Source organism: Streptomyces sp. WAC 04229 (assembly GCF_003947455.1).
Lineage (GTDB): Bacteria > Actinomycetota > Actinomycetes > Streptomycetales > Streptomycetaceae > Streptomyces.
Genome location: NZ_QHJH01000066.1, coordinates 24,248 through 36,498, shown reverse-complemented (window position 1 = coordinate 36,498; position 12,251 = coordinate 24,248). Strand labels below are relative to the sequence as shown.

13 protein-coding genes are annotated in these 12,251 nt (G+C 71.3%); 4 read left to right on the top strand and 9 right to left on the bottom strand.

Annotated elements, in window-relative coordinates:
* Positions 1–224 precede the first annotated feature (224 nt).
* The gene (nagB, locus tag DMH12_RS19380; protein ID WP_125492800.1) at positions 225–1,010 is read right to left on the bottom strand and encodes a glucosamine-6-phosphate deaminase; all 786 of its coding nucleotides are present in this window, start codon (positions 1,008–1,010) and stop codon (positions 225–227) included.
* Between the two features lie 119 nt (positions 1,011–1,129).
* Positions 1,130–1,882, bottom strand: coding sequence for an SDR family NAD(P)-dependent oxidoreductase (locus tag DMH12_RS19375; RefSeq protein ID WP_125492799.1), 753 nt, complete (start codon positions 1,880–1,882; stop codon positions 1,130–1,132).
* Positions 1,883–1,979: 97 nt separating this feature from the next.
* Here DMH12_RS19375 and DMH12_RS19370 point away from each other — a divergent pair, with 97 nt between their 5' ends.
* A complete protein-coding gene (locus DMH12_RS19370) occupies positions 1,980–2,669 on the top strand; it encodes a TetR/AcrR family transcriptional regulator (RefSeq protein ID WP_260474253.1) in 690 nt (229 codons plus the stop codon).
* 354 nt (positions 2,670–3,023) lie between these two features.
* Positions 3,024–4,499, top strand: coding sequence for a sensor histidine kinase (locus tag DMH12_RS19365; RefSeq protein ID WP_122616159.1), 1,476 nt, complete (start codon positions 3,024–3,026; stop codon positions 4,497–4,499).
* 195 nt (positions 4,500–4,694) lie between these two features.
* Here DMH12_RS19365 and DMH12_RS19360 read toward each other — a convergent pair whose 3' ends face one another.
* Positions 4,695–4,952 (bottom strand): WhiB family transcriptional regulator, encoded by a 258-nt coding sequence (locus DMH12_RS19360; RefSeq protein WP_003973730.1) that lies wholly within the window; start codon positions 4,950–4,952, stop codon positions 4,695–4,697.
* A gap of 319 nt (positions 4,953–5,271) precedes the next feature.
* Positions 5,272–6,240, bottom strand: a complete 969-nt coding sequence (locus DMH12_RS19355; protein WP_125492798.1) for a diacylglycerol kinase family protein — start codon at positions 6,238–6,240, stop codon at positions 5,272–5,274.
* Positions 6,241–6,366: 126 nt separating this feature from the next.
* Between DMH12_RS19355 and DMH12_RS19350 the strand changes: the two genes are divergently transcribed.
* Positions 6,367–6,813, top strand: a complete 447-nt coding sequence (locus DMH12_RS19350) for a hypothetical protein (protein WP_125492797.1) — start codon at positions 6,367–6,369, stop codon at positions 6,811–6,813.
* A gap of 34 nt (positions 6,814–6,847) precedes the next feature.
* Here DMH12_RS19350 and DMH12_RS19345 read toward each other — a convergent pair whose 3' ends face one another.
* The 3 genes from DMH12_RS19345 to DMH12_RS19335 all read right to left on the bottom strand — a co-directional run bounded on the left by DMH12_RS19345 (position 6,848) and on the right by DMH12_RS19335 (position 8,866).
* A complete protein-coding gene (locus tag DMH12_RS19345; RefSeq protein WP_161329975.1) occupies positions 6,848–7,912 on the bottom strand; it encodes an RNA polymerase sigma factor SigF in 1,065 nt (354 codons plus the stop codon).
* 29 nt (positions 7,913–7,941) lie between these two features.
* Positions 7,942–8,355 carry an anti-sigma regulatory factor gene (locus tag DMH12_RS19340; RefSeq protein ID WP_003973726.1) on the bottom strand — a complete coding sequence of 138 codons (414 nt, stop codon included), beginning with the start codon at positions 8,353–8,355 and terminating at the stop codon, positions 7,942–7,944.
* 250 nt (positions 8,356–8,605) lie between these two features.
* Positions 8,606–8,866, bottom strand: coding sequence for a UBP-type zinc finger domain-containing protein (locus tag DMH12_RS19335; RefSeq protein WP_122616162.1), 261 nt, complete (start codon positions 8,864–8,866; stop codon positions 8,606–8,608).
* Positions 8,867–8,926: 60 nt separating this feature from the next.
* Here DMH12_RS19335 and DMH12_RS19330 point away from each other — a divergent pair, with 60 nt between their 5' ends.
* Positions 8,927–10,519: a Na+/H+ antiporter gene (locus DMH12_RS19330; protein ID WP_125492804.1), complete on the top strand. Its 1,593-nt coding sequence runs from the start codon at positions 8,927–8,929 to the stop codon at positions 10,517–10,519.
* 20 nt (positions 10,520–10,539) lie between these two features.
* Here DMH12_RS19330 and DMH12_RS19325 read toward each other — a convergent pair whose 3' ends face one another.
* Positions 10,540–11,448 (bottom strand): 1-aminocyclopropane-1-carboxylate deaminase/D-cysteine desulfhydrase, encoded by a 909-nt coding sequence (locus DMH12_RS19325; RefSeq protein ID WP_125492795.1) that lies wholly within the window; start codon positions 11,446–11,448, stop codon positions 10,540–10,542.
* A 36-nt stretch (positions 11,449–11,484) separates the two neighbouring features.
* Complete coding sequence (locus DMH12_RS19320) at positions 11,485–12,063, bottom strand: N-acetylmuramoyl-L-alanine amidase (RefSeq protein WP_125492803.1); 579 nt, start codon at positions 12,061–12,063, stop codon at positions 11,485–11,487.
* Positions 12,064–12,251: the final 188 nt, after the last annotated feature.

Sequence of the window (12,251 nt, the reverse complement as noted above, 5' to 3'; positions counted from 1 at the left end):
CACCTGGCCGCCGCCCACCCCGGCCTCGCCGCCCGCCTCGACACCCTGTCACCCCCGTGATCCCACCCGGCGCACCCCGGTAGCAGCCCGGTCGGCCTCCGGCCGGCCGGGAACGCGGCGTCGGCGGTACGACAAGGGCGCCGGCCCCCGTGCGGGGTGCCGGCGCCCTTCGTGCGCCCCTCGGGCCGCTGCGCGGTGTGGTGGCCGGGGTGCGACCGGACCGGTCAGATGCCCTGCCAGTCCGGCTTGTGGGCGTAGGTGTGCCGGAAGTAGTCGGCGAGCTTCAGCTTGGAAGCGGCGGCCTCGTCGACGACGACCGTGGCGTGCGGGTGCAGCTGCAGCGCGGAGGCCGGGCACACGGCCGCGACCGGGCCCTCGACGCTCGCGGCGACCGCGTCGGCCTTGCCCTCACCGGTGGCGAGCAGCACCACGTGCCGCGCCTCCAGGATGGTGCCGATGCCCTGTGTGATCACGTGGTGTGGCACCTGCTCGATGTCACCGTCGAAGAAGCGCGCGTTGTCGACGCGGGTCTGCTCGGTGAGCGTCTTGATCCTGGTCCGGGAGGCCAGCGAGGAGCACGGTTCGTTGAAGCCGATGTGTCCGTCGGTGCCGATGCCCAGCAGCTGGAGGTCGACCCCGCCGGCGCCGCTCAGCGCCCGGTCGTACTCCTGGCACGCCGCCTGTATGTCCGCGGCCGTGCCGTCGGGGCCCGTGAACGCGTCCATGCCGATCCCGAGCGGTTCGAGCACCTCGCGCCGCAGCACCGAGCGGTACGACTCCGGGTGCTCTGCCGGCAGGCCCACGTACTCGTCGAGCTGGGCGATCCGCGCTCGCGTGGTGTCCACGGCACCCGAGCGCACCTTGGCCGCCAGTGCCTCGTACACGGGCAGCGGCGTGGAACCGGTGGCCACCCCGAGCAGGGCGTCGGGCTTGCGTCGGAGCAGCTGCGCCATGGCCTCGGCTATGAGTTCGCCGCCCGCCTTGGCATCGGGAACGATGACAACTTCCACGCTGGCCTGCCGTTTCGAAGAGAGGACTCACCCGGGGCCCGGGACTGGCTATGTGGTTTAGACCAATCTAACAGAGCAGGGCCCCACGGGCGCGCCGAATCGGCCAGGCGGACGGGGTGTCACGTCAGGGAGCCTCCCGTCGCGTCGACCCAGCTTCCGGTGACCCACCGGCCCTCGCGTGAGGCGAGGAACGCCACCACGTCGGCCACCTCCGACGGCGTCCCCACCCCGCCCAGCGCGGAGAGAGCCGCCGCCCGGTCCCAGCCCTCCGCGCTGCCGTGCAGCAACTCGGCCGTGTTGTCCGTGTCGATGATGCCGGGGGCCACCGAGTTCACCGTGATGCCTCGGGCTCCCAGCACCTTGGAGAGGTCGCGCGAGAGCACGTCCAGCGCGCCCTTCGTCATCGCATAGGCCACGTTGTCCGGCATCACCGCGGTGCGGGCCAGTCCCGAGGAGACGTTGATGACCCTGCCTCCGTCGCGCAGTCGCCCCAGGCCGTGCTTGAGCAGGAAGAACGGCGCCTTCACATTGACCGCGAAGACGGCGTCGTACTCCTCCTCGTCTATCTCGGCGATCGGATGCGTGCTGCCGATCCCCGCGTTGTTCACCAGGATGTCCAGTCCGTCCGCGTGCCGGTCGAACTCCTCCCACAGCGCCTCGGCGGCCCCGGGGGAGCGCAGGTCGGCCCCGATCGTGAACGCCGAGCCGCCCGCCGCCTCGATTGCGGCCGCCGTGTCCTTCGCCGCCCCCTCGTTCCTCCCGTAGTGCACCGCGACGCGGGCGCCGTCACGCCCCAGCCGCTCGGCGATCCCGCGTCCGATGCCCCTGCTCGCTCCCGTGACGAGAGCCGTCCTGCCCGTAAGCGCGCCCATGGCGGCGCCCCCTTCGCATTTGAATAGCGGTCGCTACAAAAATAACCGTACAGCAGTCCGGCGACATTTCTCTAGTGCTCGCTATAAAATCCACTCCATGGTGAGCAGGGAGCGCGACGGCGCGAGCGGTGACGGGCATGGCGAGGGGCGGGGCGGGAAGGGCGTGCGGTCCGGGGTGCCGGCACGGGCCGCGACCGGCCGGGGCCGCGGACGCCCTCGCTCCTTCGACCGCGCGACGGCCTTGGAGGCGGCCCTCATGACCTTCTGGGAGCGCGGCTACGAGGCCACCTCCGTCTCCGACCTCACGCGGGTCATGGACATCGGGGCCCCGAGCCTCTACAGGGCCTTCGGCGACAAGCGCTCGCTCTTCGAGGAGGTCGTCCGGGAGTACGGCGTGCGGTACGGCTCCTTCGGCGACCGCGCACTCGCCGAGGAGCCGACCGCCCGTGCGGGGATAGAGAGGATGCTGCGCGAGGCCGCCGACGAGTACACGGCCCCCGGCCGTCCGCACGGCTGCCTCGTCGTCCACGCCGCCGCCAACTGCTCGACCCCCGAGGTGGAGGAGTCGCTGCGGGTCCGGCGCAACGCCAACATCGCCGCGATCGAGAGCCGGATCCAGGCCGACGTGGCCGCGGGCGTACTGCCGCCGGGCACCGACGCCGCCGCCCTGGCCCGGCACGCCGGCGCGATGATCCAGGGCATGTCCCAACAGGCGCGCGACGGCGCGAGCCGGACGGAACTGGAGGCGCTGGTGGAAATTGCCCTGGCGGTCTGGCCCCGCGGGTGAGCCAACAGGGTTAGGCTGCTGACGGGTGCGCGGACGCCTGGAAAGCAGGCGGATCGCGCAAGAACAAACACGGTCCACCGCATGGACACGCTTAGTGGTCTAGTCCAGAATGGTGACGAGACGCTGACCGTGCCACTCACGCGAAGTGATCGTCAGGCTTCCGCCTTCCCCGCACAGGAGGGCGGACCGAGGAACCGGAGCTCTCTGCCCTGACTGCCCCGGCTCCTCATCCTTCGGCCGACCGGGACCGCACACCCCACGGCCGATGTTGCTCCGGGCTGCGGTGCCGGGAGGGTTGAGGGTCCCTCCCAGGCGCCGCGGCCCGCGGGTGTACCGCCAGGTACGCTCAGCCCCGTGCCCTCCATGAACGAACTCGTACGCCAGCACACCGCGCTCGACGACTCCGACCTCGAGTGGCTCCACCTGCTGGTCTCGGAGTGGCAGCTCCTCTCCGACCTCTCCTTCGCCGACCTGGTCCTGTGGGTCCCCACCCTGGACGGCACCCGGTACGTCTCCGTCGCCCAGATGCGGCCCAACACCGGCCCCACCTCCTACCAGGACGACATGGTCGGCCACCTCGTCCCGCGCGGCCGGCGCCCCATGCTGGACGCTGCCCTGGACGAGGGCCGGATCGTGCGCGAGGGCGACCCGGAGTGGCGCGAGGAGGTCCCGGTCCGGGTCGAGTCCATCCCGGTACGACGCCAGGGGCGCGTTCTGGGCGTCATCGCCCGCAACACCAACCTGCTCACCGTGCGCACCCCGAGCCGCCTGGAACTGACGTACCTGCAGAGCGCCTCGGACCTCGCACAGATGATCGCGGCCGGCGCCTTCCCGTTCGAGAACCAGCAGGTCGACATGGACGCCTCGCCCCGTGTCGGCGACGGCCTGATCCGGCTCGACGCGGACGGCATCGTCCAGTACGCCTCCCCGAACGCGCTGTCGGCCTACCACCGCATGGGACTCGCCGCCGACCTGGTCGGCTGCCACCTGGGCCGGACCACCGCCGAACTCGCCCCGTCCCGCGGGCCGGTGGACGAAGCACTGGCCAAGGTGGCCAGCGGCTGGGCGCCCCGCGAGTTCGAGATCGAGGCACACGACGGGGTGATCCAGTTCCGGGCCATCCCGCTCAAGCCCAAAGGAACACGCATCGGTTCACTCGTCCTGCTGCGCGACGTCACGGAACTGCGCCGCCGCGAACGTGAGTTGATCACGAAGGACGCCACCATCCGGGAGATCCACCACCGGGTGAAGAACAACCTCCAGACGGTGGCCGCCCTGCTGCGCCTGCAGGCCCGGCGCATCGAGTCCGACCGGGGCCGCGAGGCGCTGGAGGAGGCCGTGCGCCGCGTCGGCTCGATCGCGATCGTGCACGAGACGCTGTCCCAGAACCTGGACGAGCGGGTGGAGTTCGACGAGATCGCCGACCGGGTGCTGGCGATGGTGGCGGAGATCTCGCCGGGCAAGGTGACCGGCCGGCGCACGGGCCGTTTCGGCATCCTCGACGCCGAGGTCGCGACCCCGCTCTCGATGGTGCTGACCGAGGTGTTGCAGAACGCCCTCGAACACGGCTTCCGGGAGGGTGACACCGGGACGGTCGAGGTCTCCGCGGTCCGCGGCGGCACGCCGAAGGAGGCCCGGCTCCGGGTCACCGTCCAGGACGACGGCGTGGGTCTGCCCGCCGACTTCGACCCGCACCGCTCGGGCAACCTCGGACTGCAGATCGTCCGCACCCTGGTGGAGGGCGAACTGGGCGGCACCTTCGACATGGTCCCGGCCCCGGAGCGCGGCACTCAGGTCATTCTGGACATTCCCGTGCCCGCGGCGAAGTAGCGCACGGGGCCGCCGGGTCCTCGGGCGGCCCTCCGGAAAGTCTTCGGGAGGCCTCGGACAGCAAAAAGCCCCGGACCGGTGAAGGTCCGAGGCCAGTGCTCGTGCGATCGCATCGGGGGTACTGCGCGCTGCGGCTCGGGAGCGGGGGATGCGTACTCGCTGTACGCGCCGCCAAGCTCAGCCAGGGTGGCTGTGTCAGGCGGAGGCCTGACGGGCCCGGTTGCGGGCGGCACGGCGCTTCATCGCGCGGCGCTCGTCCTCGCTGAGACCACCCCAGACGCCGGAGTCCTGACCGGACTCGAGCGCCCACTGCAGGCACTGCTCCATGACAGGGCAGCGACGGCAGACGGCCTTGGCTTCCTCGATCTGCAGCAGCGCGGGACCGGTGTTGCCGATGGGGAAGAAGAGCTCGGGGTCTTCCTCGCGGCAAACGGCGCGGTGACGCCAGTCCATGGCTGCTACCTCTCCTTGGTATGACATGCGGGTTGCTTGTGAATGTGAACGCTTTCACGAATCCCTCAACAAGGGAAGGGCCGACAGCCAGGTTCCCTGGCGTGGTCCTGTGGTTTGAAGAGGGGTTCCGGTGATCTGTGGAGGCCGGTCTTGCGGGCCGTCCCGATCGCCAAGAAGAGACTCGCAAACCTCGGCGGCGGATACAACCCCTTCCGGAAAGTTTTTTTTGATTCTTCGGTGTCGACTAGGTCACAGCCGTACTTCCATGGGGTGGACCCTGGTCTAAACGTTCGAGTGAAAGGACTTTCGCCCCTTCTGCTCACACAATCACACGCAGTGCACGGCGTACGCCTGTGAACGCCACGCTGGTTCGCAGCCCCAGGTGGTCACCGTCCATCTGGAGGGGGAGCGGCACCTTCGAATGCAAGGTGAAGTCGGTCAAGTCGTGCAGGGAGACCGCGTGCCGGCCCCGGGGTCCGCGCTCGGGGGACGAAGTGAGCAACTGGGTGCCATACCGGGCGACAGCGGCCGTCGACAGGCGGCTGAGGCCGAACACGTCGAGCGCGGTGTCGAACGAGGCCTTGGGTGACGCGTAGATCGGGCGATTGCCGAGAAACGTCCAGGGGCATGTGTTCGAGACTATGGACAGCACGAGATCGGTGACCGGGTCCTCGCCCGCCCGCTCCAGGGTGATCGTCCCGCTACGGCGGTGCGGTTCGCCGACGAGGGCGCGCATCACCTGGCGGACGTAGAGGGCGTGTGTCGACTTCTTGCCGCGCTCACGGTGCTGCTCGACGCGGCCGACCACCCCGGCGTCGAAGCCCAGACCGGCGTTGAAGGTGAACCACCGGGACGGGACCGCCTCGTCCTCCGACCCCGGCGTCCCCGAGGCCAGGCCGAGCCCGACGGTCCGCTCCCGGCCCTCGCGCAGGGCGTCCAAGAGCACGCCGGTGGCCTCCACCGCGTGGTTGGGCAGCCCGAGCGCGCGGGCGAAGACGTTGGTGGAACCACCGGGGACCACCGCGAGGCCGGGCAGATGCTCCGGATCGGGGCCCGCGTGCAGCAGACCGTTGACGACCTCGTTCACCGTGCCGTCGCCGCCGAGGGCCACCACCAGCTCGATGTCGTCACTCTGCGCCGCGTGCCGACCGAGGTCGCGCGCGTGCCCGCGGTACTCGGTGGTGACCGCCTCCAGCTTCATCTCGCTGGCGAGGGCGTGGATCAGCACGTCGCGCGTACGCGCACTCGTGGTGGTTGCCGCCGGGTTGACCACGAGAAGTGCACGCATGGTCTGCAGGGTACCTACTGGGTGGTACTCGGCCCAGACCGAGGTGAAGATCGCCGCGGTGGAACCGCGCACGTGATAGGGCGGACACCTCGCGGACGCCGGTGCGCGGAGGGCTACCCTTCAGGGGTGAGCAGTGAGCCGAACCCCGTTTCCGAAGCCGCCGAAGAGGCGGGCCCCCGTCCCCGCCGGCTGACCGCCGCGGCCGCGCTCGCCGCACTGGAGGGACTGGCGCTCGTCGTGGGCGGCGCCTGGATGCTCGTCGGGGGGCTGACCGGCCATCCCGACGACCGGACCTCCGCGATCACCGGTGGCGTCACCCTGATCGTCCTGGCGCTGCTGCCGCTGCTCGCCGCGCGCGGGCTGCTCGGCCGACGGGGCTGGAGCCGGGGACCTGCTGTGATCACGCAGATCATGGCGCTGCCCGTGGCCTACAACCTGCTGACGACGAACGGCCCGGCCATTCCGGCGGGCATCGTGCTCGCCGTGGTCTCCGTCACGGCACTGGTGCTGCTCGTCAACCCGGAGACCACCCAGGCCCTCGGCATCCGGGGCCCCGGCAACGCCGAGAAGTAGGCGGGGCCGCCGCCCGCCGGCGCGGGCGGGGCGGCTACTCCTCGACCAGCAGCTTCTCCCGCAGCTGCGCCAGGGTGCGGGCCAGCAGGCGCGAGACGTGCATCTGCGAGATGCCGACCTCCTGCGCGATCTGCGACTGGGTCATGTTGCCGAAGAAACGCAGCAGCAGGATCCGCTTCTCGCGCGGCGGGAGATCCTCCAGCAGCGGCTTGAGCGACTCCCGGTACTCGACGCCCTCCAGGGCCTCGTCCTCGGCGCCGAGGGTGTCCGCGACCGCCGGGGACTCGTCGTCGGTGTCCGGCACGTCGAGGGAGAGCGTGGAGTAGGCGTTGGCCGACTCCAGGCCCTCCAGGACCTCCTCCTCGGAGATCGCGAGCTTCTGCGCCAGCTCGTGCACCGTGGGGGAGCGCCCGTGCAGCTGGGAGAGTTCCGCGGTGGCCGTGGTCAGGGCCAGCCGCAGCTCCTGGAGCCGGCGCGGGACGCGGACCGCCCAGCCCTTGTCCCGGAAGTGCCGCTTGATCTCGCCGACCACCGTCGGTGTCGCGTACGTGGAGAACTCCACCCCGCGGTCCGGGTCGAAACGGTCGACCGACTTGATCAGTCCGATGGTGGCGACCTGGGTCAGGTCGTCCAGGGGCTCACCGCGGTTGCGGAAGCGGCGCGCGAGGTGCTCGACGAGCGGCAGGTGCATGCGGACCAGCCGGTTGCGCAGCTCCGCGTAGGCGGGGCTGTCCTTCTCCAGCGTGCGCAGCTCCGCGAACAGGAGGCGCGCCCCGCTGCGGTCCTGCGGGTCGTGCCGTGTGCCCTGCGTGCCCCGGGCGCCCGGGGCGTCGTCCTCGGAGTGTCGCTCGTGCTCGCTCATCGTCCCGCCCGTCGCCCTTTCCCGAGCCTTCTCCTCCGCTCGGACGGGCCGGACGGGGGTGTCCCCGGTCCGCTGCCCGTCGCCCGGAACGACGGCCTCGGGAGAGGTCTCGTCCTCCGGATGCGGCCGGGCCTGCTCGGGGATGCCGTCGATGCCGTCCGCCGTGCGCCGGGCCTCGTTCGGAGAACGCTCGCCCTCGGCCGGCCGCTCCCGTGTGCCGCGCTCGTCGTCCCGCACCGGCCCGTCCCCGTCCCCGTTTGCGTCCCTCACGTCGGCCCGGGTCCCGCGCCGCGCTGTTTGTAGAGGCTGATCGAAACGGTTTTGTCCTCGTCCACGGCGGAGGAGACCTTGCCCGCGAGGGCGGACAGCACCGTCCAGGCGAAGGTGTCCCGCGAAGGGGCGTGGCCGTCCGTGGTCGGCGCCGAGACGGTGACTTCGAGCGAGTCGTCGACGAGGCGGAAGACACAGCTGAGCACCGAGCCGGGCACGGCCTGCTGCAGCAGGATCGCGCAGGCCTCGTCGACTGCGATGCGCAGGTCCTCGATCTCGTCGAGGGTGAAGTCCAAGCGGGCTGCGAGGCCGGCCGTCGCCGTACGCAGCACCGACAGGTAGGCACCCGCGGCCGGCAGCCGGACTTCGACGAAGTCCTGGGTCGCGGGCTCGCCTGCGATCTGGGACACCCTCACCTCCAAGGTGGTACAAGCGTTACAGGGCCAGGGGGTCGCCCTCGGGGTAACGCGATACGTGGTTCAGCGGTGACGTTATCGCGCTCCGAAGTTTCCTGTCCCCGAGACCCCAACCCCATGCTGTCACTCATAGTAAACACATGAACACGCACAGTGGCTAGGGGTTCGGCGGGCCCAAATCGGAAGAGCGCGCGCCGGGTTGACGTACCCAGGGGTCAGACGGTCGAACCGTACTGGACCGAGGTCACACGAGGACGTGGTCGACGAAGCACCAGCGCCAGTTCTCCCCGGGCTCGAAGGTGCGCATGACCGGGTGTCCGGTCTCCTTGTGGTGCGTCGTGGCGTGCTGCCCCGGCGAGGAGTCGCAGCAGCCGACATGACCGCAGTCGAGGCACAGCCGCAGCTGCACCGGGTCCGTGCCCTCGGCCAGACACTCCGGACAGGTCTCACCGCGCGGTTCCGGCTCCGGGTGCGGCAGCGCGTCGGCGTGCGTGCACTGTTTCATGATTGCCAGGTTACGACGGGTGTGCGGATCACCGCGCGGAAAAAGAGGGCGGGCGAGGACATGGACGTGATGCCGCTGCTGTTGCTGGTGGCGGGCAGTGCCGCGGTCGCCGCCGCGGGGCGGCGGGTGCCGGTGCCGGTGCCGCTGCTGCTGGTGGCGGTGGGCCTGGCGGTGAGCTACGTCCCGGGCGTGCCCGACTACACCCTCGACCCGCACATCGTCCTGCCCCTGCTGCTGCCCCCGCTGCTCTACACGGCGGCCACCGACAGTTCCTACCTGGACCTGCGGGCCCAGGTGCGGCCGGTGGCGCTGCTGTCCGTGGGCTACGTCCTCTTCGCGACCTTCGTCGTCGGCTGCGCCGCGTACCTGATCGTGCCGGGCCTGCCGCTGACGGCGGCCCTGGTGCTCGGCGCGGTGGTCGCGCCGCCGGACGCCGTCGCCGCCACGGCCGTCGCGCGCCGGGTGGGGCTGCCCTCCCGGATCACCACGATCCTCCAGGGCGAGTCCCTGGTGAACGACGCCACCGCGATCACCGCCTTCAGGGTGGCGCTCGCGGCGGCGGTCGGCGAGGGCGCCACGTGGGCCGGCGGGATCCTGGAGTTCGCGATCGCGGCCGTCGGGGGCGTGGGCGTGGGCCTGGTGCTGATGGTGCCGCTGCACTGGCTGCGCACCCATCTGCGGGAGGCGCTGCTGCAGAACACGCTCTCCCTGCTGATCCCGTTCGTCGCCTACGCGGTCGCCGAGCAGGTGCACGCCTCCGGGGTGCTCGCGGTGGTCGTCGTCGCGCTCTATCTCGGCCACCGCGCGTGGGAGGTCGATTTCGCCACCCGGCTCCAGGAGGAGGCGGTGTGGAAGATGGTCGCGTTCGTGCTGGAGTCGGCCGTGTTCGCCCTGATCGGACTCCAGCTGCCCGTCGTCCTCAAGGGCCTCGGGGAGCACGAGGGCGCCGAAGCCGCCTGGTACGCCGTCGCCCTCTTCCTGGTGGTCGCGGTGGCGAGGTTCGTGTGGGTGTATCCGGCGACCTACCTGCCGCGCCTTTCGGCACGCGTGCGCGCGCGTGAGGGCGACCTCTCCTGGACGGGGCCGTTCGTCATCGGCTGGGCGGGGATGCGGGGCGTGGTCTCGCTGGCCATCGCCTTCTCCATCCCGCTCACCGTGCACGACGGCGGTCCCTTCCCCGAGCGCAACCTCATCCTGTTCCTCACCTTCACCACCGTCATCGGCACGCTGGTCGTCCAGGGCGTCACCCTGCCGCCGCTGATCCGCCTGCTGAAGTTCCCCGTCCGCGACGTGCAGACCGAGACGCTCGCCGAGGCCAACGCCCAGGCACAGGCCTCCCGGGCGGCCGAGCGGCGCCTGGACGAGCTGCTCGCCGACGAGCGCAACGCCCTGCCGGGCCCGCTCGCCGAGCGCCTGCGCACGGTCCTGGAACGCCGCCGCAACGCCGTCTGGGAGCGGCTCGGGCAGGTCAACCCGGTCACCGGCGAGACTGTCGACGACACCTACCGGCGGCTGTCCCGGGAGATGATCAGCGCCGAGCGCGACGTCTTCGTCCGGCTGCGGGACGGCCGTTACATCGACGACGAGATGCTGCGGACGCTGCTGCGCCGCCTCGACCTGGAGGAGGCGGCGGCATACCGGGAGGCCACGTGAGCGGCGCGCCCGGGAGGGGGTCAGGGGAACGGCCGGCCGGTGACGACCGCGGCCAGGGTGGTCCCGCGCGGGAAGGCGCCCTCCTGGGTGAGGGCGAGCAGGGCGTGCAGCAGCTTGGCGACATACACGCGCTCCACGGGCAGGCCGTGGCGGTGTTCGAAGTCGTCGGCGAAGGAGTCGAGCTCCGGCGTCGTGCGGGCGTAGCCGCCGCAGTGGAAGCGGTCGTCGAGGCTCCAGTCGCCGCGCGGTCCGCCGAACGCACGCTCCTGGAGCCGCCGTATGTCGTCGGCCAGGAAGCCGCCCCTGAGCACGGGTATCCCCAGCGTCCGCCGACCCGGGGGCAGTCCCGCGGCCAGACCGGCGAGCGTGCCCCCCGTGCCGCAGGCGACGGCGGCCACGTCGGCGTGTCCGCCCAGCTCCTCGCCGAGAGCCCGGCAGCCGCGGACGGCCGGCGCGTTGCTGCCGCCCTCGGGGACGACGACCGCGTCCTCGGCGGCCACCGCGTGCAGCAGTGCGGCCAGGGTCTCCGGCTCGCTCTTGCGGCGGTACGTCGAGCGGTCGACGAAGTGCAGTCGCATGCCGTCGGCCGCGCACCGGGCCAGGGAGGGGTTGAGCGGCCGCCCGGCCAGTTCCTGACCCCGCACCACGCCCACCGTCGACAGGCCGAGCAGTCGCCCGGCGGCGGCGGTGGCGCGCAGGTGGTTGGAGTACGCGCCGCCGAACGTGACGACGGTACGGCCCCGCGCCGTGGCGAGATTCGGCGCCAGTTTGCGCCATTTGTTGCCGACCAGGTCGGGGTGGATCAGGTCGTCCCGCTTCAGCAGCAGCCGGACGCCGTGCCGCTCGAACCGCCCGTCCACGACCTCCTGGCAGGGTGACGGCAGGCGAGGGCCGAGGGTGGCGAGGTCGGAGGTGTCGGTGCCGGTCACCCGGCCATTCTCACGCCGCGGCGAGGGCGCGTCACGTCAGCCCAGCCGGTCCCCGATCCGTGCCCGCATGGACGCCATGGTGAACCCGCGCGGGTCCACCTTCCCAGGCTGCCACTCCAGGTGCCCGATCACGGACCGTTCGTTCCACCCGTGATGGCGGCAGACCGCGGCGGCGGCCCGCTCGATGGCCTCCAGTTGCGCCGCCGGCCAGGGGTCGTCGCCGTCGCCCAGGTTCTCGCACTCGAACCCGTAGAAATGCCGGTTGCCGTCGGTGTTCGCCTCGTTGTCCTTCGGCAGCGCCCGCTCGGCGATCACCGCGCGCAGCACGTCGTCGTCGCCGAGGCCGGCGTGGTTGGCCCTGCCGTACCCGACCAGATGGACCCGGCCGTCCTTCGTGATGACCCCGTGGCACAGGGGCCCGGGCAGGCCCTCGTATCCCTTGCGGCAGATGTCCACCGTCCGGGCGCTGCCCTTCGTGACCGTGTGGTGGATCATCACACCGTTCACGGGCCCCCAGGGGCCCTTGTGGTTGCGGTTGTGGTCGCGCCAGGCGCCGACCTCGACGACGGTGAGCCCTTCCGCCTTCAGTGCCTTGAGGAAGCTGCTCGCGGACATGGGTGAGGCCACGGCCGACTCCTTCACGCTGTGTGACGACCGCCTTGGCGCGACCGTCTCGTACGGTGCTTGTACCGAAACGGAGCTCCCGCTATTACTTGTCCCGCGCGCGTACGAGTGTTTTCGGCCAATCTCGGTCGGTGAATCTCGTCCCGAGGTGGCCGCGTTGAACAGGACCGGACAAGACG